This is a genomic window from Streptomyces sp. NPDC036813 (assembly GCF_055609245.1).
In genome coordinates, this window is the sequence record NZ_JBVJPV010000001.1 from 810216 (window position 1) to 829655 (window position 19440).

The following is a 19440-nucleotide window of genomic DNA, read 5'->3' on the forward strand; positions in this document are numbered from 1 at the left end:
CATGGCGCCGTGCGGGTCACGGAGCGACGCGGCTCTGTCATTCTTGTCAGGACAAACACGGCGAACAACCGGCAGGCAGCCATCAAAAACCCCTCAAGGAGCCGACCGTGGGCCACCCTTTCCCGATCAAGGAGATCGCACGTCAGGCCGGGCTGAGCGAGGCCACGGTCGACCGGGTGCTCAACGGCCGCGGCGGGGTCCGCGCGTCCACCGCGCAGGAGGTGCACCGGGCCATCGCCGACCTGGACCGGCAGCGCACCCAGGTCCGGCTGATCGGCCGCACCTTCATGATCGACATCGTGATGCAGGCTCCGGAGCGGTTCTCCACCGCGGTGCGCGCCGCCCTCGAGGCGGAGTTGCCGTCACTGCACCCGGCCGTGCTGCGCTCCCGCTTCCACTTCCGCGAGACCGGGCCGGTCGAGGAGCAGGTCCGCGTCCTGGACCGGATCGCGCGCAGGGGCTCCCAAGGGGTGCTGCTGAAGGCCCCGGACGTCCCCGAGATCACCGCCGCCGTCGGCCGCCTCACCGCCGCGGGCATCCCCGTGATCACCCTCGCCACGGACCTGCCCGCCAGCACCCGGCTCGGCTACGTCGGCATCGACAACCGCGCCGCGGGCGCCACCGCCGCCTATCTGATGGGCCAGTGGCTCGGCGAGCGGCCCGGCAACGTGCTCACCAGCCTCAGCAGCGGCTTCTTCCGCAACGAGGAGGAGCGCGAGATGGGTTTCCGCAGTGCCATGCGCGCCCGGCACCCGGGTCGCGTCCTCGTCGAGATCGCCGAGGGCCAGGGGCTGGACGCCACCCAGTACGACCTCGTGCGGGCCGCCCTGGAACGCGACCCGGACATCCGCGCCGTGTACTCGATCGGCGGCGGCAACATCGCCACGCTCCAGGCCTTCGCCGACCTGGGCCGCGCGTGTGCCGTGTTCGTGGCCCACGACCTCGACCACGACAACACGCGCCTGCTGCGCGAACACCGGCTGTCCGCCGTCCTCCACCACGACCTGCGCCAGGACCTGCGCGAGGCCTGCCGCCTGGTGATGCGTGCGCACGGCGCGCTCCCGCCGGCCGGGCCCACCCTGCCGTCGGCGATCCAGGTCGTCACCCCGTTCAACATGCCCCCGCAGGCCGCCCGATGACCGGCGCGCGGCGCACGCGGACCGAGCGCGTGACGATCGAGGGCGTCGACTTCACGGTCACGCTCACCCCGGGTGACGGCATCGGCCTGCTCGCACTGCACGCCAGCGTCGAGGGCGGCACCGGCGAACTCGCGGACGAACTGGCGGAGCGGTGCGGGGCCGCGCGGCTGGTGTTCCGGCAGAACGACGGGGAACCGGTGCACATCACCTCGGCGCGGATGGCGGCCGCCCCGTGCGGCCTGCTGCGCGACTTCCTCGCCCGCGCCGATGTCGTCGTATCCCTGCACGGGCATCTGCGGCCCGCCGCTCCCCGCGCGATCTTCCTCGGCGGCGCCGACCGGAGCGCGGCGCACCTCATGGCGGGCGGGCTGCAGGCGCTGCGGCCGCGGTTCGAGCCGGTCACCGACCTGGCGCTGATCCCCGCTGCCCTGCGGGGAATCCACCCCCGCAACCCGGTGAACATGGCCGGCGGCCCCGGGGTGCAGGTGGAGCTGCCGCTGCTCGCCCGCACCGCCGCCCCGGGCGGTGCGGACATGCCGCCGCGCGATGTCGCCGACGCCCTCGCCGACGGCGTACGACGGCTGCGGGCGCTCACCCGGGAAGCGTGACGGTCCGCCGGAGCGTCGCGTGCACCGCCGAAGCGTGACGTTTGCTGAGCGTGGCGTTCATGGCCCGAGCGAGGCGGTCACCGCTGGAGTGTCACCCACGCCCCGGACTCGGCGGAGCGTGCCATCGCGTCCAGCACCGTCGCGCTGTGCACGGCGTCCGCGAGGGTCGCCCCGTGCGGGGTGCCCTCCGCGATCGAGCGCAGGAAGCGGTGGCACTCGATGACCTTCAGGTCGTCGTAGCCCATGGCGTTGGCCGCGCCGGGCTGGAACGCGCCGTACTCGCCGGCGCCCGGGCCCACGTACACCGTGCTCACCGGCTGGTCCTGGTACGCCGTACCGCGGCTGACGCCCAGCTCGTTCATCCGCCGGAAGTCCCAGTAGACGGCGCCCTTGGTGGCGTGCACCTCGAAGCCGTAGGCGTTCTGCTCGCCGACGGAGACGCGGCAGGCCTCCAGCACGCCACGCGCACCGGAGGCGAAGCGCAGCAGACAGCTGACGTAGTCCTCGTTCTCCACCGGGCCGAGTGCGCCGCCCGCGGCGCGCGCGTGGCCGGCGGTGGCGCCGGTGGGCCGCGCCCGCTCGGGCAGGAAGATCGTGGTGTCGGCGATCAGGGAGGTGATGTCGCCGAGCAGGTACCGGGCGAGGTCGGCGCCGTGCGAGGCGAGGTCGCCGAGCACCCCGCTGCCGCCGCGCTCGCGCTCGTAGCGCCAGGTCAGGGCACCCTCGGGATGGGCGGCGTAGTCGCTGAACAACCGGATGCGGACATGCGTGACCGCGCCCAGCTCCCCGGAGACGATCAGTTCACGGGCGGCCTCGACGGCCGGGGCGCCTCGGTAGTTGAAGCCGACCGTGCCCTGCACTCCCGCCTCGGCGGCCGCGTCGGCGACCGCGCGGGCGTCGTCGGCGCCCAGGCCGACCGGTTTCTCGATCCACAGATGCTTGCCCGCCTCGGCCATGGCGACGCCGATCTCGCGGTGCAGGAAGTTCGGCGCGGTCACGCTGACCGCCTCCACCCGCGGATCGGCGGCGACCTCACGCCAGTCACGGGTCGTCGAGGCGAAGCCGAACTGCGCTGCGGCCTCCTGCGCCCGTCCCGGCACCTCTTCGGCCACGGTGACCAGGTGCGGCCGCAGGCCGAGGAGGGGGAAGTGGTGGAGCACGCGCGCGTACGCCTGGGTGTGCACCCGCCCCATCCAGCCGAACCCGACGACGGCCACTCCGAGCGTGCGTGCCATGACAGCCCTCTCGTCGACTTGGACCGTTCCAATCGCTCTCTCCCGCCACCCTGTGCGGAGCCTCCGCCGCTGTCAAGCACTTTGACATCGACACCACTTCATGGAACGGTCCACACCATGAGGCAGCCGACGATCCGCGACGTGGCCGAGCGCGCCGGGGTGTCCAAGTCGCTGGTCTCCCTCGTGCTGCGCGGCTCCGGCCAGGTGCGCCCCGAGAAGCGCGACGCGGTGCTCCGGGCCGTGCGGGAACTCGGCTACCGGCCCAACGCGGCGGCCCGCACCCTGAGCGAACGACGCTCCCGCACCGTCGGGGTGCTCCTGCACGACCTGCGCAACCCCTGGTTCGTGGAGCTGCTCGACGGTCTGGATTCCCCGCTGCACGCGGCCGGCCTGCACATGCTGCTCTCCGACGCCCGCCTCGGCCGCCGCGCGGGCCACGATCTCGCCGAACCCTTCCTCGACCTCGGGGTCGACGGCGTGGTCGTGGTCGGTACGCTGCCCGACCCGGCCGGGCTCGCGCGGGTCGCCGCGCGGCTCCCGGTCGTGGTCGCGGGAGCGCGGGAGCCGGTGCTGCCGGGCGTGGACGTGGTGGCGGGCGACGACGAGCGGGGCGCCAGGCTCGTCGTGGAGCACCTCATCGGGCTGGGTCACCGCCGCATCGCCCACGTCGGCGGGCACGGCGCGGTGGGCGAGCTGCGCCGGGAGGGCTATGCGTCCGCGCTGGCCGCGCACGGGCTCCGGCAGCAGGTCGAGCCCGGGGATCTGACGGAGGAGGGCGGCTACCGGGCCGCGGTGCGCCTGCTCAGCCGCCCCGACCGGCCCACCGCGGTCTTCGCGGTCAACGACATGACGGCGGTCGGGGTGCTGACGGCGGCCGCGGAGCTGGGACTGAACGTGCCGCGTGACGTGTCCGTGGCCGGCTACGACAACACGAGCATCTCCCGGCTCCGGCACGTGTGGCTGACCACGGTCGACAACGCCGGCCACGAGGTGGGCCGGCGCGCGGCGCGCTGCCTGCTGCAACGGTTCGAGGGCCAGGGGGAAGCCGGCCGGGTCCACCTGACCAGGCCGGCCCTGGAGCTACGCGGGACGACGGGACGGCCGGACTCCGGCGCGGCGCCGGACCCCGCGGCGCCGGGATGACCCGGACGACCCCCGGGGCCGACGGCGGACGAACCCCGGGACCCGATGGCGGACCCGAAGCGGGAGGAGCGTAACGGCCCGCGGCTGTCCTCAGAGATTGATCGCGTACACCTTGCGCAGCGTCTCGTGCACCGTCCACGTCGTACGGTCGCCCTCGCGCAGCACCGCCATGTCACCGGGACCGACGTGCAGCGTCGGCCCGCCGTCGACCTCGACGGTGGCCGACCCGCTGAGCACGACGAACATCTCGTCGGCCTCGGTGTCGGTGACGACGCCGGGCGTGATCTGCCAGACGCCGCGGACCTGCCGGCCGTCCTCGGACTCCCACACCACCTTCCCGGTCACCTCGGGCGAGCCGCAGACGATCTGCGCGGCGTCGAGCGGCTCCGGCGCGAGCTCGGCGTCCGGGACGTGCAGTGCGAAGCTGTGGATCATGCGGCGACCCTAGCCGGACCGCTCGCGCGGCGGCGCTGGACACAGTGTGCGGGTTCACCCCGGCCGGACCGACACATCGTCGCAAGTGGCAGGCGCCCCCGGCCCGGGTGATCGTGAGGGCATGGCCGACTCCGACTCCCCGCCCACGGCCTCCGCGCCGGGCCACCACGACGCCCGGGAGATGGTCCTCTTCGGCGGCGTCTACGGCGCCGTCCTGGCCAGCTCCATGGTCGCGGCCCTCACCCAGTACGGACACTCCTCCGCGCACAGCCGCCGCTACGACGCCCTGTGGCTGGTGGTCACCGCGCTGGCGTCCGCGCTGGCCCACGGCTACGCCCACTACATCGCCGAGCGCGGCCCGCACCGCCGCTGGGACGCCCTGCGCGCCCTCGCCGACGAGTGGCCCCTGGTCGCCGCCGTCCTGCCGACGGTCCTGGTCCTCGCCGGCGGGGGCTGGGGCTGGTGGCCCCCGGACAACGTCGAGTACCCGGCGTTCGCCCTGAACATCGCCCTCCTGTTCACCCTCGGCCTGGTCACCGCCCGCCAATCGCACCGCGGTTGGCCCAAGTCGATCACCATCGGCGCGGTGGACGCACTGCTGGGATTCGTGGTGGTCGTGGCGAACGCGGTCATCAAGTGACGGTGCGCCGTGGTGCCCCAGAGCGCGAGGCCCTGGGGCCTCCTATCATTCTGCAATTATATAAGTAGAAGCTGATAGCATTGCCGCATGCACGCCTTCGACGTCCTCGCCGACCCCGTGCGCCGCCGGATACTGGAGCTGCTGGCCGAGGGTGAGATGACCGCCGGGGCGGTCGCCGACGTCGTCCGGGCGGAGTTCGGGATATCGCAGCCCGGCGTCTCCCAGCACCTGAAGGTGTTGCGGGAGAGCGGCTTCGCGACGGTCCGCGCCGAGGGTGCCCGGCGGCTGTACGCCGTCGACTCGGAGCCCCTGCGGGACATCGACGCCTGGCTGGACCGCTTCCGGCGCTTCTGGACCCCGCACCTGGACGCCCTGGCCACCGAACTCGCCCGCGGCCGCCGCGAGCGCCGGCTGAGCGGCACCGACGAAAACCCGAGGAGCACCCCGTGATCGACGTGACCCACCAGATCAGCAGCGTGCGCCGCACGGTCGGCCGCCGCGACTTCAAGGCGGGCGAGGCCCGCGTGGTGACCGTGAGCCGCACCTACGACGTCCCGCTCGACGACCTCTGGGACGCGTGCACCAACCCCGAGCGCATCCCCCGCTGGTTCCTGCCGGTGGAGGGCGACCTGCGCGAGGGCGGCCGCTTCCAGCTGCAGGGCCAGGCCGGCGGCACGATCGAGCGCTGCGAGGCACCCAAGGGCTTCACCGCGACCTGGGAGTACGGCGGCGAGGTCAGCTGGATCGAGCTGCGGCTGACGCCGGAGGGGGAGGGGCGGACCCGCTTCGAGCTGGACCACATCGCCCACGTCGACGACACCAAGTGGGCCGAGTTCGGGCCCGGCGCGGTCGGCGTCGGCTGGGACGGGATGCTCGTCGGCCTCACCGTGCACCTGCGGACCGGCGAGAGCGTCGACCCGGCCGAGGGCATGGCGTGGATGACGTCCGAGGAGGGCCGCCGCTTCTCCACCGAGAGCAGCGAGGCCTGGTACGCCGCGAACGTGGCGAGCGGCGAGGACGAGCGCCGGGCCCGCGAGGCCGCCGACCGTACGACGGCGGCGTACACGGGCGCCGGCTGACGGCTGCGCCCGCCCCTGCCCGGCGGGAGCACCCGCGCGGGTGGGGTAGGGTTTACCTGCGTGATCACGCGGTCCACCGCGTGCGACGCACCGGGACGTGGCGCAGCTTGGTAGCGCACTTGACTGGGGGTCAAGGGGTCGCAGGTTCAAATCCTGTCGTCCCGACGGGAGCACAGCTCCATGGTCGCGGGTCGGGCCGGTTGCGGAGGAGTCCGCAACCGGCCCTCGACTGTTTCACGGCATGTAGACCTGCTCCAGGCTGTGGATGGCGCCGTCGTCACCGGTCGCGTACTTGAACACCAGGCCGGAGTCGGGGTGCGCCTTGATCCAGTCGACGAGCTCCTGCACACCGATGCGCTGGTTCCCGCTGCCGGCGACGACGGGGTTGGTGGCGGTGACGTACGCGGCCTGGTCGAGGGCCCAGCGGCTGTCCTCGCCGGTCACGACGAACGGCGTCCCGTCGGAGTCCTTGCCGGGGCAACCCCACGCCCCGTGCTGAATGACGAGGTTCACCTTCCCGGTGCTCGCGGGGAGTTCCTCGACGCGGTACACGGCGATCTCGTCGGGGTCGACATGGTCCGGGTCCGGCGCCTTGTCGGCGCAGTCGGCGGCCGGTGCCGTGCTCTTCGCCGGGCCGGAGGCCTTGGAGGCGGGCTTGGCCTTGGACGCTCCGGCACCGGCCGCACCCGGCGACGCGGTCGCGGTGGAACCGGCACCCCCCGACCCTGCGGCCCCCGCCGTGGAACCAGCGGCTCCGGTCCCCCCGGCGCCCGAGGCCGCCCCGCCGTTGCCGCCGCCGGACGTGCCGGACGCCTGGCTCGCCGTGGCGGCGGCGCTCGGCTGACCCTCGGCTCCGGCGGGGGAGTGGCCCCCCTGACAGGCGGTCAGCGCTGCGGCCAGCCCGGCGGCGGCGAGCGCGATGACGGCGGGTCTGAGGCGATGAACGGTCATGTCGGGATGTCCCCCCTGGTCACGGGCGGCCGCGTCGGCCGCACACAGGCCGGGAACGTAACAGCGCCTCAGCTCACGCCGCACCCCCGGAACGTGCTGTGTCACGGACTCCGGACAATGCCGTCACGGGGCGCGGATCATGTGACGGGTGACAGGGACGGAGAGCGCGTCCGGCGCGTCCGGGTCCGACCAACCAGTGGACGCCCCCTTGACGGTGAACCGTGACCGATCGACACTCCAGAACAGGGAATCCTAGTGAACAGGTAGGGAATGGCATGAGGACTCGCGCACCGCTCCCGGCCCACGCCCGAGCGAGCCGGTCGCCCCTGCTCACCTCCCGCCGTCACATCGACCTGCTGCGCGTCTGCAGCGCCATCGGTCCCGCCGCCTGAGCCCAGGGCCTGAGGTCAGGGCCTGAGGTCAGGGCCTGAGCCCGGGCTCGGCCCCGCGCCTTCGCGTGCCGCGCACCGGCGGCGGCCGGCACGCCCCGGGCACGCGGCTGTTCGTGCGGTCCGCCCGCCGGAGGCCGACACACGCCCGGCTCGCGGCCGTTCGTACGGTGCCCTCCCGCCGGGCCGTCGGCAGCACCTCTGCCCTCCGCGTCGCCGTTCACGGAGCCACCCGAGTGGCCGCAAAGGTCACCGTCGCCCCACGGGGGCCGTCCGCCCTCGCACCCCCGCGCGCTTCCGCGCGCCCGATCCCCGGGAGACCCATGTCCATCGCACCGCTCGCCGCCCATTCCTCCGTGTCGTCCGCGTCCGCCTTCCGGGGGCGGATCGGGCGGGACGCGCGCAGTGGGCACTACGCCGTGCCCCGCCGCTACCGGCTGCACGTGTCGACCGCCAGTCCCGACGGGCTGCGCATCGCCGTCACGCACAGCCTGCTCGGGCTCGACGAGAGCTGTCCGGTCACCTTCCTGCCCGCCGTCCCGGACTGCCCCGACGGCGGTCACGTCACGCTGCGCCCGCTGTACGAGGCCAGCGCCCACCGCTACCCGGGCCCCGCCCTCGCCCCCGTGCTCAGCGACGACTGGTCCGGGCGGATCGTCAGCACGCACGCCCGCGACATCATGCGCGACCTCGACCGGCACTTCGCCTCCGGCCACCCCTCGCTCTACCCTCGCGCCGACGCCGCCGGGATCGAGGCCGTGGAGCGGCTGTGCGCCGACGGCATCGAAGAGGCGGCCCAGCGCGCCGGATCGGCCGCCGCCGACCCCGCCGAGCGGGCGGCCGCCCTGCGCACCCTGCTGACCGCGCTGGACGACGCCGAGCGGCTGCTGAGCGGCCAGAGGTATCTCCTCGGCGACCGACTCACCGCGGCCGACATCGAGTTGTGGGTCACGCTGGTGCAACTCGACACCGTGCACCGGCATCACCTGGACGCCGCCGCCGTGCAGCGCGTCGCCGCTCACGCCGCCCTGTGGTCCCACGCCCGCCGCCTGGCCGCCCACCCGGCCTTCGGCGCCCACCTCGACCTCGACGGCATCGCCCGCCGCCACCACGCCCGTTGCCGCGGACTGGAGGCCGCCGGTTCCGCCGTACAGATCCTCGACTGGGCCTCTCACGCCAGGTCCCAGCAGGCGGACGGCCGTTGACAGCTGTTCGGGCAGCTGTCTTAATTACGGCCCAGAACGGTCATGAGCGTCAGCGACAAGCCCTGGCTCGCTGACCGGCAACCCTCGCTCCGCGGTGGGGTGCCCCAGGTGACGACCGGACCGGATGACGTTCGGTAAGCGCGAGGCCCGTGGGGCCGGAACAGTGACGGTGACGTGATGCACGCAGCTCCCAGCACGGCGGCCCGCCGCGCCGTGGGCTGCGTGCGGCCGTATGCGAACCCGCTGGTCGCCGACCGTGCCGTCGATCTCCTGCGCGTCAACAGCGCACTGTGTACCGCACCGGGCCGAGCCCGCTGCCGGGGCTGACCTCTCAGCCGTCCGCCCCGCGCTCCTTCGCCGCACCCCGCACCCGCGGCGTGCCGTCGCCCGCCCGAGCCCCCGGTCCCGTGCGTTTTCCCGCGCCCCGCCCCGTCCGCCCGGCAGCCGCCCCGCGCTGCCCGGACGCGGGCGCGCGCGGCCCGCCGCGGCCGAGGGGCGCCGACTCCCCGCCGGAGCCCTCCATGAGCCAACCCCAAGGCGTCGCCGTCTCCCTCGCCGAACCACCGGCCACCGACACAGTGCCGGAGAAGCAACACCCGCCCCGTGTCGTGCCGTTGCGGCATCCCGGGCGCTGGGTCGCCACGGCCGTCGTGCTCGTCCTGCTCGCGCAGTTCGTGCACGGACTGGCCACCAACAGCTTCTACCAGTGGGACCGCTTCGGCTACTGGTTCTCCCGTCCCACCATCCTCGACGGCCTCCTCATCACCCTGGAGGTCACCGCCTACAGCGCGGTCCTCGGCCTCCTCGGCGGGATCTTGCTGGCGCTCGCCCGGCTGTCCCGCAGCCCGGTGCTGCGCCTGGTCAGCTGGACGTACGTCTGGGCGCTGCGGTCCATCCCGCTCATCGTCGTCCTGCTGTTCCTGTACAACTTCTCCGCCCTGTACAAGACCCTCAGTCTCGGCGTCCCCTTCGGGCCGGCCTTCCTCACGTTCGACGAGTCGCGGCTGGCCACCGACATGGTCGTCGCTGTCGTCGGCCTCAGCCTCAACGAGGCCGCCTACGCCGCCGAGGTGGTGCGCGGCGGCATCCTCTCCGTCGACCAGGGCCAGCACGACGCGGCGGCGGCCCTCGGCCTGCCCAGGAGCCGCCAGTTCACCCGGATCACGCTGCCGCAGGCGCTGCGCTCCATCATCCCGAACTACGTCAACCAGCTGATCGGCCTCGTCAAGAGCACCTCGCTGGTCTTCTACGTCTCCCTGCTCGACCTGTTCGGCGCCGCGCAGACCATGGGTTCCACCTACCCCGGCGACATCGTGCCGCTGCTGCTGGTCGTCACCGTCTGGTACCTGCTGCTCACCAGCGCGATCTCCGTCGTGCAGTTCTACGTCGAACGCCACTACGCCCGTGGCGCCGCCCGCTCCCTGCCGCCGACCCCGCTGCAGCGCCTGCGCGCAGGTCTCACCGGCCTGCGGGCCCGCGCCCGCCGCGAGGCCGCCCTATGACAGGCCTGCCGTCGTCTCCCTCCGCTCACCCGTTCACCCCGTTCACCCAGCGACAAGGACAGCCATGACCACCCACAGCACCCGACGTCACCTGCTGCGCGGCCTCACCGCCGCCACGGCCGCCGCGCTCCTCGCCGGTTCCCTCGCCGCCTGCGGCGGGGACAGCGAGGCCGCGACCACGGCCGACACCGCCGGGACGGTGACCGTGGGACGGCTGTCCAACGGCGCCGCCCAGGAGGCCGCTGTGAAGGTGAGCGAGGTGAAGTCCCTCAGCGCCGAGGTGCCTGCCGAGATCAGAAAGCGCGGCACTCTCCGTGTCGGCGTCGGCGCCCTGCCGTCCGGCTTCCCGCCGCTGGCCTACGTCGGCGGCGACCAGAAGACCCTCACCGGCGCCGAACCCGACCTCGGCCGGCTGGTCGCCGCGGTCCTCGGCCTCAAGCCCGAACTGCGCAACGCCACCTGGGAGAACATGTTCGTCGGCCTCGACAGCGGCAAGTCCGACGTCCTCTTCTCCAACGTCACCGACACCGAGGAGCGCAAGCGCAAGTACGAGTTCGCCTCCTACCGGCAGGACAACCTCGCCTTCGAGGTCCCCAAGGCCGACACCTGGACGTTCGACGGCGACTACCGTGCCCTCGCCGGCAAGACCGTCGCCGTCGGCAGCGGCACCAACCAGGAGCGGATCCTGCTGGAGTGGAAGAAGAAGCTTCAGAGCGAGGGCAAGAAGCTCACCGTCAAGTACTACCAGGACCACAACAGCACCTACCTGGCCCTGAACAGCGGCAAGATCGACGCCTACTTCGGCCCCAACCCGGGCATCGCCTACCACGTCACCCAGACAGCGAAGACCCCGCAGGCCACCCGCACCGCGGGCACCTTCTCCGGGGCCGGGGCCACCTTGCAGGGGCTGATCGCCGCCACCACCAAGAAGGGCAGCGGACTGGCCAAGCCGGTCGCCGACGCCATCAACCACCTCATCAAGAGCGGTCAGTACGCGCAGTGGCTCAAGGCGTGGAACCTCTCGAACGAGGCCGTCGCCACGTCACAGATCAACCCGCCCGGCCTGCCGCTGGACAACTCCTGACGCCGGGAACACCCATGTCCGGTCCGGGCGTTGAACCCACGACGACCCTCGCGCGGCCGCAGCCGCCGCGCCCGCCCGCACCCCGGAGGTGACGCCCGTGCTCCGCAGTCCGCACGCCGTCCGCCTCCACACCCGGGCGCACATCGATCTGCTGCGCGTGGCCGGCGCGCTCTGTCGCGCCTGACGCGTCCCGCCGGATCCTCCGTCACCCGGCCGCCCTCGCGGCCTCCGCCGCGCCCGCGCCCCGTCGCTCCCCGGGGCCGGCGCGTCCCCGCAGACCTCCAGGAAGGCACCCCTCGTGTCCTCGACTCCCGCTGCTCCCGTGCACCTCGCCGTCGCCCTGGACGGCACCGGCTGGCATCCCGCCTCCTGGCGCGAGCCGGTGGCCCGGCCCCGCGACCTGTTCACCGCCGGATACTGGGCCGACCTCGTCACCGAGGCCGAACGCGGACTGCTCGACTTCGTGACGATCGAGGACGGCCTCGGTCCGCAGTCCTCGCACTTCCTCGATCCCGACGAGCGCACCGACCAGGTACGCGGCCGGCTCGACGCCGTCCTGATCGCCTCCCGTGTCGCACCGCTGACCTCGCACATCGGCCTGGTGCCGACCGTCGTCGCCACCCACACCGAGCCGTTCCACATCTCCAAGGCCATCGCCACCCTGGACTACGTCAGCACCGGCCGGGCCGGCCTGCGCGTGCAGATCTCCGCCCGCCCCACCGAGGCCGCCCACTTCGGCCGCCGGACCGTTGCCCGGATCGACGCCTACGACAGCCCCGCCGCGCGGGACGTGGTGACCGAGCTGTTCGACGAGGCCGCCGACCACGTGGAGGTCGTGCGCCGGCTGTGGGACAGCTGGGAGGACGACGCGGAGATCCGGGACGTGGCCACCGGGCGCTTCATCGACCGGGACAAGCTGCACTACATCGACTTCGAAGGCCGGCACTTCAGCGTCAAGGGCCCCTCCATCACGCCCCGCCCGCCGCAGGGCCAGCCCCTCGTCACCGCGCTCGCCCACTGGAGCGTCCCCTACCGGCTCGTCGCCCGCCAGGCCGACGTCGGCTACGTCACCCCGCACGACACCGGGCAGGCCCGCGCGATCACCGCCGAGATCCGCGCCGAGCAGGAGGCCGCCGGGCGGGCCGGTCAGCCGCTGCACGTCTTCGCCGACCTGGTCGTCTTCCTGGACGACGACCCGGGCGCGGCCGCCGCCCGCCGGGAGCGGCTGGACGCCGCGGCCGGTGAGCCGTACACGAGCGACGCGCGGATCTTCACCGGTACCCCGGCCGAACTCGCCGATCTGCTCCAGGAGTTCCAGGCGGCGGGTCTGACCGGGTTCCGGCTCCGCCCCGCCGTCGCGGGGCACGACCTGCCCGCCATCACCCGCGGGCTGGTCCCCGAACTCCAGCGCCGTGGCGCCTTCCGCCGCGCCTACGAGGCCGGCACCCTGCGCGGCCTGCTGGGCCTCGCCCGCCCCGCCAACCGCTACGCCGCGACCGCCTGAGCCGGAGGAGTACCCACCGCCATGACCAAGCCGCTGAAGCAGATCCACCTGGCCGCGCACTTCCCCGGCGTCAACAACACCACCGTGTGGAGCGACCCGAAGGCCGGCAGCCACATCGAGTTCGACTCCTTCGTGCACTTCGCGAAGACCGCCGAACGCGCCAAGTTCGACTTCCTGTTCCTCGCCGAGGGCCTGCGCCTGCGCGAACACGCCGGGAAGATCTACGACCTGGACGTCGTCGGCCGCCCCGACACCTTCACCGTGCTGGCCGCGCTCGCCGCCGTCACCGAGCACCTCGGACTGACCGGCACCATCAACTCCACGTTCAACGAGCCCTACGAGGTGGCCCGGCAGTTCGCCAGCCTCGACCACCTCTCCGGCGGCCGCTCCGCGTGGAACGTCGTCACCTCCTGGGACGCCTTCACCGGCGAGAACTTCCGCCGCGGCGGCTTCCTGCCGCAGGAGGAGCGCTACAGCCGCGCCCGGGAATTCCTCGCCACCGCGCACGAGCTGTTCGACTCCTGGCGGGGCGACGAGATCGTCGCCGACCAGGCCACTGGCACCTTCCTGTCCGACGCCAAGGCCGGCGCGTTCGTACACCAGGGCAAGCACTTCGACATCCACGGTCGCTTCAACGTCCCGCGCTCCCCGCAGGGCCGCCCGGTGATCTTCCAGGCGGGCGACTCCGACGAGGGCCGCGAGTTCGCCGCCGCCGAGGCCGACGCCATCTTCAGCCGCTACGGCACCCTGGACGCCGGCCGGGCCTTCTACCAGGACGTCAAGCGCCGCCTCGCCCGCTACGGCCGCCGCCCCGAACAGCTGCTGATCCTGCCCGCCGCGACCTTCGTGCTCGGCGACAGCGACGCCGAGGCCGAGGAAGCGGCCCGCGAAGTGCGCCGGCAGCAGGTCAGCGGCGCCACCGCGATCCGCCACCTGGAGTTCGTCTGGAACCGGGACCTGTCCGGATACGACCCGGAGGGCCCGCTGCCCGACATCGACCCCGACGTCAGCGAGGACCACATCGCCCGCGGCCGCGCCCAGGTGCGCATGTACCGCGACCCGCTGGCCACCGCCCGCGAGTGGCGGGAGCTGGCCGAGGCGAACAACTGGTCGATCCGCGACCTCGTCATCCACACCGGCAACCGGCAGAGCTTCGTCGGCTCCCCGGCCACCGTGGCGGCGGCCATCAACGAGTTCGTGCAGTCCGACGCCTCCGACGGTTTCATCCTCGTCCCGCACATCACCCCCGGCGGCCTGGACGAGTTCGCCGACACCGTCGTCCCGATCCTGCAGGAACAGGGCGTCTTCCGCACCGACTACGAGGGCACCACCCTGCGCGACCACCTGGGCCTCGCCCACCCGGACGACGCGGTGCGCGGCGAGCGGGCGGCTTCCTGACCCGCACGGCGCCCACCGGGGCCCCGGGTGCCATGATCGGCCCATGACACTCGACATCACCCGGGCCACGGTGCGGGACCTGCACCAGGTGGTGACGGACCACCCCCGCTACTGGGGCGAGCGCGACCTGCGCGCCCTGCACCAGCCGGTGTTCGTCCGGGAGTTCGGCGGCACCTGCCTGGTGGCCCGTGCCGACGACGGCATCCGCGGCTACCTCGTGGGTTTCGTCACCCCGGACGGCACCGGCTACGTCCATCTGATCGCCACCCGCGACGACTGCCGCGGCACGGGCCTGGGCCGCCGGCTGTACGAGACGTTCACCGAGGCGGCCCGCGGCCAGGGCGCGGTCCGTCTGAAGGCGATCACCTCGGTCGGCAACAGCGGCTCGCTCGCCTTCCACCGCAGCCTCGGCTTCGAGGCGCGTGTGGAGGACGACTACGACGGGCCCGGTGCGGCCAGGATCGTGTTCACCCGCATCCTGCCGCCCTGAGCGCGCCGGCCGCGGCCGGCACGTCACCTCCCCCGAGGATGGCGTGCCGGCCGCGTTCCCCCGGCGCCGGACTGTGGTTCAGGTGATGCCGTACACGCTGGATGAACCGCCACCAGCCTGCCCGGGGCCGCCGTCCGGCCGCCTGAGTCGGGGGCTACTCAAGTCGCCCTGTATCAGAACCGAGTAGCGGCGCTCCTGTTGTCGTGACGACCTACGAACGCGACGCGCGCACCCTGCGGCTGCCCTGGCCGTTCACCGGGCGCGAGGACGAAAGGGAACTCGTCCGCCGCTCACTGGCGGGCGGCCGGCCCGGGCTGGTGGTGACGGGCGGCGCCGGCAGCGGCAAGACCCGGCTGGCCGCCGAGGCCGTACGCGGCACCGACTGCGCGAGGATCGCCGGCACCCCCGGCGCCCAGCAGCTGCCCTACGCCGCCTTCGCCCCGCTGATGCCCGGCACGGGTGCCCCGCACGAGGCGCTGCGCCGGCTCGGCGGCGTACGGCAGCTGCTCGTCGACGACGCCCAGTGGCTGGACGACGCCTCGGCCGCGCTGGTCCACCAGCTGGCCGTGCACGGCCGTACCCGGCTGCTGGTCCTCCTCACCGACGGCCACCCGGTGCCGGCCCCCATCGCCCGGCTGTGGACGGGCGATCTGCTGCCCCGCCTCGCCCTCGCGCCCCTGCCCGCCGAGGACACCGCGACCCTGCTCGCGACCGGCGCCGGCCGCGCCCCGGAACCGCTGACCGCGGCCCGTCTGCACCGGCTCGCCCACGGCGACCTGAGACTGCTGCGCGACCTGCTGGACACGCTGCGCGCCCACGGGCGGCTCACGCCCGTGCCCGGGACCGGCACCTGGGCGTGGCGGGGCCCGCTGCCGGTCACCCCGGCGGTCAGGGAGCACGCCGCGACGCCGCTCGAGCGGGCCTGCCCCGCCGAGCGCGAGACGCTCGACCGCCTCGCCTTCGCCGAGCCCCTGCCGCTGGACGCCGGCGCCCTTGACCTGCCGGCCCTCGAACGCCTGGAGGCCGTCGGCCTGATCGACGTGGACGAGCACGACGCCGTACGCCTCGCCCACCCCCTGCACGGCCCGGTGCTGCGTGCCACCGCCGGCCGCCTGCGCGCCCGCCGCCTGGCCCCCGCCGCGGACGACCTCGCCCTCGCCCTGAAGGCCGAGACGGCCGCGCTGGAACGCCGTCTCGACGCCGACGACGTCACCGCGCTGCCCACCCCTGTGGGGGACTGGCTCGCGACGGAGGGCACCGGAGTCCCGGCCGCGCACGCCGCCCTGCGTTCCCGCTTCGCCCGCCTGCGCGGCGCACTCCGCGAGGCGGCGGCCTGGGCCCGCCTCAGCCCCGACGACCCGGACTGCCGTACCGAACTGGCGCTCGCCACCGCCCAGTCGGGGGACCCGGTGCCGGACGGGGTGACCTCCGCGTGGTGCGCCGCCGCACGCGGGGAGCCGGCCGCGGCGCTCGATCTGATCGGCCCCGGCGACGCCTACGACGCCGTCCGGCTCGGCGCCCCGGAGCGGGCCATCGGGCTGCTCCCGCCCGGCAGCGTCTTCGCGCGGCACGCCGAAGCCCTCGCCCGCGCGGACGGCCCCGCCCTGGACCGGGTGGCCGAGGAACTGGCCGAACGCGGCTTCCTGCTCTTCGCGGCCGAGGCGCACGCCCAGGCGGTGCCCGCGCACCGCGACCCGACCGCCGCACGCACCGCGCGCACCCGGGCCGCCGCCCTCGCCCGTCGCTGCCCGGGCGCGCGCACCCCCGCGCTGACCGGTCTGGTGCTGGGCGAACTCACCGCCCGCCAGCGGCAGATCGTCACCCTCGCCGCAGCCGGTCTGAGCAACCGCCAGATCGCCGAGCGGCTCACCCTGTCCGTGCGGACCGTCGGCAACCACCTCTACGGCGCCTACACCCGCCTCGGCACCGGCGACCGCGAGGCCCTGCCGTGGCTGGTGGAACCAACCCGGGACCAGCAGTCCGCCTAGGGCTCGTCGTTCGGAACACGTTGAGGTACGGCGCCTCCCGGTCGCAGCCAGAAGGTCGTCACGCCGCGCCGAACGCGGTGAACGACCAGCCCGTCGCCTGGTGCAGCGCGTCGTCCGGGACGGCGGCGCGGGCGTCGCGCAGCGCCTCCGCGAGCGACAGGCCGCCGCCGAGTCCCTTGTGCAGCGCCAGCATCAGCGGGACCACCGCCGCGTCGTTGACCGGCGCGCTCGCCGCCACCACACCGGCGGTGCCCAGCGGCAGCAACGCCGTGACCAGGCCGAGCAGTTCGTCGGCTCCGACGGAGGCGAAGCGGGCGGTGTCGCAGCAGGACAGGATGATCCGGTACGGACTGCGCGCGAGGCGTTCGAAGTCGTGCACGATGAGCGGCCCGTCGGCCATCCGCAGCGACGAGAACAGCGGGCTGTCGGCGCGGAAGACGCCGTGCGCGGCGATGTGCGCGAGCGCCGCGCCGTCCAGTTCCGCCAGCACCCGCGCCGTGCGCGCCCGGTCGTCCTCCAGCAGCGTCGGCGCGCCGTACCGCCCGGCCAGTTCCGGCACTTCCGCCCCACCGGTGGCCAGCCCCGGCCCGCGGACCAGGACCTGCCGGCCGTTTGTCGGCGGCTCGGTGTCACGGGCGCGCAGCCAGCTGCTCGCCGACGGCGACACGCTCACCACCCGCTCCTTCAGCGACGGCAGCACCGCCCACGGCACGCGATGCAACCGCCCCGGCGGTACGACGACCAGCGGACCGGAGCCCAGATGCCGGGCCGCCTCGCCCAGCAGGAGCTCCTCCAGCCGCCGCCCCGCGGCCAGCAGCACCGGCAGCCGGGCCTCCCCGCCGGGATGCGCGAGCCGGCGCAGCCCCGCCTGCACATGCTCCGCCTCCGCCTCCGCCTCGGCGAGCAGGCCGGCCGTGAACCGCCGCACCCGGCCCCGCCCGACCAGCAGGACATGCACTCGCCCGTCCACCACGGCGAGTTCGGCGAGCCGACCCTCGCCGAGCCGTTCCAGCAGCCGCCCCGTGTCGAACCGGTCGGCGCCGCCGGGCGCGTCCCCGCGCAGATGCAGGGTGCGGGAGCGGATCTCCCGCTCCAGCCGCCGCTGTTCACGCTCCAGCGCCGGCACGGCCCGGCCCTCCGCGCGGGCCTCCTCCGCACGGGCCGCGATCTCCCGGAACGCGGTCAGGTTGCTCAGCAGCGCCGGATCGGCGGGCGGACGGGTGGGCGGCGCGCTCAGCGCGGTCGCCCGCCAGCGCTCGCTCCACTCCAGCAGCCGGCGCGGCCCACCGCAGTCCAGGCTCGCCCGCTGCGCCATCGCCGCCAGCTCCGCGCCCTGCTCGGTGGCGCGGGCCCGCAACTCCGAGGCGCCGAGCGTCATCCGGTGGGCGTCCAGCACGGCCAGACCGCTGCGGCACGCCTGCAGCACGCCCCGGCTCGACCCGGCGGCCCGCGCGCGCAGCGCCTGCGCCGCCCAGCCGGTGATCCGGGCCAGGGGCGGCCCGCCGTGCCGGCTGCGCGCCGCCAGCGCCAGATGCCGCTCGGCGTCCTGCGGCCGGCCCAGCGCCAGCGCGATCCGCCCGGCCAGCAGGGACGCCTCCGGCGCGGCCGGCGCCCCGAACGACGCCAGCCGCTCGGCGACCCGCGCCGCGTCCGCCACCAGCCGCCCGGAGGGCCGCCCGGCGGCGAACCGCGCCTCGATCAGCACCAGCCGTGCGTGCGCCTCCCACCACGGGCGCCGCTGCGCCGCGAACAGCCGTACCGCCACCGCCGCCCGGGCGACCGCGGTGTGCGGATCACCGGCCGGGCGGGCGGCCCGCGCGGCGGCCAGCAGCAGCTCCGCCTTGCGGGTCGGCTGCCCCCCGATCCCGTCCAGCGCCCGGATCGCCGCGTCCGCCTCGGCCAGCGCCTCCGGGGCGAGCCCCGCGGCCATCAGCACCTCACAGCGCCTGATGTTCAGCATGAATGTGGGCGTGCCGAGCTCCGCGTACCGCTTCTCCGCCTCGTCCAGCAGTCGCAGCGCCACCGGCACGTCCCCGGCGCGGAACGCCGCCAGGCCCCGGCTCTCCACCGCGTCGGCCTTGTCGTGCTCCTGCCCCGTGGTGTCCCACAGCGCCTCGGCGGCCGTGAAGTCGGCGTCCGCCCGCTCCACCGAGCCCAGCGCGAGATGCACGGTGGCCCGCAGGGTCAGCGCCCGCGCCGTCCAGATGACGTCGTTCTCCTGCCGCAGCACGGGGATCGCGCGCCGCACGTCCTCCAGCGCCTCCCGGTGCCGGCCGAGCACCCAGCGGGCGTAGGCGCGCCGGAACAGCACCTGCGCCCTGGTGTGCCCGCTGCCGCGCTCGACGCCCCGCTCCAGCGCGGCCAGGCCCTGCCGGGTACGGCCCGCGTGCACCAGGGCCACCCCGAGCGTGGCCAGCACGTCCGCCTCCCGGTCGGCAAGCTCCGCGCGGGCCGCGAGGTCCCGGGCACGCCGCAGATGACGCAGCGCGAGACGCAGATCGCCCCAGTCCCGCTGCCAGATGCCGATCACCTGGTGCGCCACGGAGGCGCGTACCGGGCCGGGGTCCGCCTCCAGCACCGCCCGTGCCCGCGCCAGCGCCTCGTTGGGGGCCGCGAACACCATCGGCAGCAGGTCGAACACCGAGTCGCT

19 protein-coding genes, 1 tRNA gene and 1 riboswitch are annotated in these 19440 nt (G+C 74.4%); of the genes, 16 read left to right on the plus strand and 4 right to left on the minus strand.

Features of this window, described 5'->3' with window-relative positions; translation table 11 throughout:
- Nucleotides 1-107 precede the first annotated feature (107 nt).
- Together ACZ67Q_RS03495 and ACZ67Q_RS03500 are read left to right on the plus strand one after the other, a co-directional pair.
- Nucleotides 108-1139, plus strand: coding sequence for a LacI family DNA-binding transcriptional regulator (locus tag ACZ67Q_RS03495; RefSeq protein WP_471175710.1), 1032 nt, complete (start codon nucleotides 108-110; stop codon nucleotides 1137-1139).
- 29 nt (nucleotides 1140-1168) lie between these two features.
- Nucleotides 1169-1747, plus strand: a complete 579-nt coding sequence (locus tag ACZ67Q_RS03500; RefSeq protein WP_471175712.1) for a poly-gamma-glutamate hydrolase family protein — start codon at nucleotides 1169-1171, stop codon at nucleotides 1745-1747.
- A 77-nt stretch (nucleotides 1748-1824) separates the two neighbouring features.
- Here ACZ67Q_RS03500 and ACZ67Q_RS03505 read toward each other — a convergent pair whose 3' ends face one another.
- The gene (locus ACZ67Q_RS03505) at nucleotides 1825-2982 is read right to left on the minus strand and encodes a Gfo/Idh/MocA family protein (protein WP_471175714.1); all 1158 of its coding nucleotides are present in this window, start codon (nucleotides 2980-2982) and stop codon (nucleotides 1825-1827) included.
- A 117-nt stretch (nucleotides 2983-3099) separates the two neighbouring features.
- On the opposite strand from ACZ67Q_RS03505, the gene ACZ67Q_RS03510 reads away from it, so the two are divergent.
- Nucleotides 3100-4125: a LacI family DNA-binding transcriptional regulator gene (locus ACZ67Q_RS03510; RefSeq protein WP_471175716.1), complete on the plus strand. Its 1026-nt coding sequence runs from the start codon at nucleotides 3100-3102 to the stop codon at nucleotides 4123-4125.
- Nucleotides 4126-4215: 90 nt separating this feature from the next.
- Here the strand turns inward: ACZ67Q_RS03510 and ACZ67Q_RS03515 are convergent, their stop codons facing one another.
- Entirely contained in the window at nucleotides 4216-4560 is a 345-nt protein-coding gene (locus tag ACZ67Q_RS03515) for a cupin domain-containing protein (protein ID WP_471175718.1), read from the minus strand.
- A 121-nt stretch (nucleotides 4561-4681) separates the two neighbouring features.
- Between ACZ67Q_RS03515 and ACZ67Q_RS03520 the strand changes: the two genes are divergently transcribed.
- From ACZ67Q_RS03520 to ACZ67Q_RS03535, 4 genes are all read left to right on the plus strand, one after another.
- On the plus strand, nucleotides 4682-5200 hold the full coding sequence (locus ACZ67Q_RS03520) for a hypothetical protein (RefSeq protein ID WP_471175720.1): 519 nt from the start codon (nucleotides 4682-4684) through the stop codon (nucleotides 5198-5200).
- A gap of 87 nt (nucleotides 5201-5287) precedes the next feature.
- Nucleotides 5288-5650 (plus strand): ArsR/SmtB family transcription factor, encoded by a 363-nt coding sequence (locus ACZ67Q_RS03525; RefSeq protein ID WP_471175722.1) that lies wholly within the window; start codon nucleotides 5288-5290, stop codon nucleotides 5648-5650.
- On the plus strand, nucleotides 5647-6279 hold the full coding sequence (locus ACZ67Q_RS03530; protein WP_471175724.1) for an SRPBCC family protein: 633 nt from the start codon (nucleotides 5647-5649) through the stop codon (nucleotides 6277-6279). Before ACZ67Q_RS03525 ends, ACZ67Q_RS03530 begins: the two co-directional genes overlap by 4 nt.
- Nucleotides 6280-6370: 91 nt before the next feature.
- A tRNA-Pro gene (locus tag ACZ67Q_RS03535) sits at nucleotides 6371-6444 on the plus strand.
- Between the two features lie 69 nt (nucleotides 6445-6513).
- Here the strand turns inward: ACZ67Q_RS03535 and ACZ67Q_RS03540 are convergent.
- Nucleotides 6514-7230, minus strand: a complete 717-nt coding sequence (locus ACZ67Q_RS03540) for a hypothetical protein (RefSeq protein WP_471175726.1) — start codon at nucleotides 7228-7230, stop codon at nucleotides 6514-6516.
- Between the two features lie 275 nt (nucleotides 7231-7505).
- On the opposite strand from ACZ67Q_RS03540, the gene ACZ67Q_RS03545 reads away from it, so the two are divergent.
- The 9 genes from ACZ67Q_RS03545 (at nucleotide 7506) to ACZ67Q_RS03585 (ending at nucleotide 16790) form a co-directional block, all read left to right on the plus strand.
- Nucleotides 7506-7622, plus strand: coding sequence for a putative leader peptide (locus ACZ67Q_RS03545; protein WP_361628884.1), 117 nt, complete (start codon nucleotides 7506-7508; stop codon nucleotides 7620-7622).
- Between the two features lie 320 nt (nucleotides 7623-7942).
- A complete protein-coding gene (locus ACZ67Q_RS03550; protein WP_471175728.1) occupies nucleotides 7943-8824 on the plus strand; it encodes a glutathione S-transferase C-terminal domain-containing protein in 882 nt (293 codons plus the stop codon).
- A gap of 38 nt (nucleotides 8825-8862) precedes the next feature.
- Nucleotides 8863-8971, plus strand: a riboswitch (SAM riboswitch).
- 374 nt (nucleotides 8972-9345) lie between these two features.
- Complete coding sequence (locus ACZ67Q_RS03555) at nucleotides 9346-10326, plus strand: amino acid ABC transporter permease (protein ID WP_471175730.1); 981 nt, start codon at nucleotides 9346-9348, stop codon at nucleotides 10324-10326.
- Nucleotides 10327-10390: 64 nt separating this feature from the next.
- Nucleotides 10391-11410, plus strand: coding sequence for an ABC transporter substrate-binding protein (locus tag ACZ67Q_RS03560; protein WP_471175732.1), 1020 nt, complete (start codon nucleotides 10391-10393; stop codon nucleotides 11408-11410).
- A gap of 97 nt (nucleotides 11411-11507) precedes the next feature.
- Nucleotides 11508-11594 carry a putative leader peptide gene (locus tag ACZ67Q_RS03565; protein ID WP_471176033.1) on the plus strand — a complete coding sequence of 29 codons (87 nt, stop codon included), beginning with the start codon at nucleotides 11508-11510 and terminating at the stop codon, nucleotides 11592-11594.
- Nucleotides 11595-11708: 114 nt separating this feature from the next.
- Nucleotides 11709-12914: an LLM class flavin-dependent oxidoreductase gene (locus tag ACZ67Q_RS03570; RefSeq protein WP_471175734.1), complete on the plus strand. Its 1206-nt coding sequence runs from the start codon at nucleotides 11709-11711 to the stop codon at nucleotides 12912-12914.
- A gap of 21 nt (nucleotides 12915-12935) precedes the next feature.
- Nucleotides 12936-14312 (plus strand): NtaA/DmoA family FMN-dependent monooxygenase, encoded by a 1377-nt coding sequence (locus ACZ67Q_RS03575; protein ID WP_471175736.1) that lies wholly within the window; start codon nucleotides 12936-12938, stop codon nucleotides 14310-14312.
- A 43-nt stretch (nucleotides 14313-14355) separates the two neighbouring features.
- Nucleotides 14356-14802 carry a GNAT family N-acetyltransferase gene (locus tag ACZ67Q_RS03580; RefSeq protein ID WP_471175738.1) on the plus strand — a complete coding sequence of 149 codons (447 nt, stop codon included), beginning with the start codon at nucleotides 14356-14358 and terminating at the stop codon, nucleotides 14800-14802.
- Between the two features lie 203 nt (nucleotides 14803-15005).
- Nucleotides 15006-16790 (plus strand): LuxR family transcriptional regulator AbsR2, encoded by a 1785-nt coding sequence (locus ACZ67Q_RS03585; RefSeq protein ID WP_471175740.1) that lies wholly within the window; start codon nucleotides 15006-15008, stop codon nucleotides 16788-16790.
- A gap of 58 nt (nucleotides 16791-16848) precedes the next feature.
- Here ACZ67Q_RS03585 and ACZ67Q_RS03590 read toward each other — a convergent pair whose 3' ends face one another.
- A complete protein-coding gene (locus ACZ67Q_RS03590; RefSeq protein WP_471176036.1) occupies nucleotides 16849-19413 on the minus strand; it encodes a CHAT domain-containing protein in 2565 nt (854 codons plus the stop codon).
- Nucleotides 19414-19440: the final 27 nt, after the last annotated feature.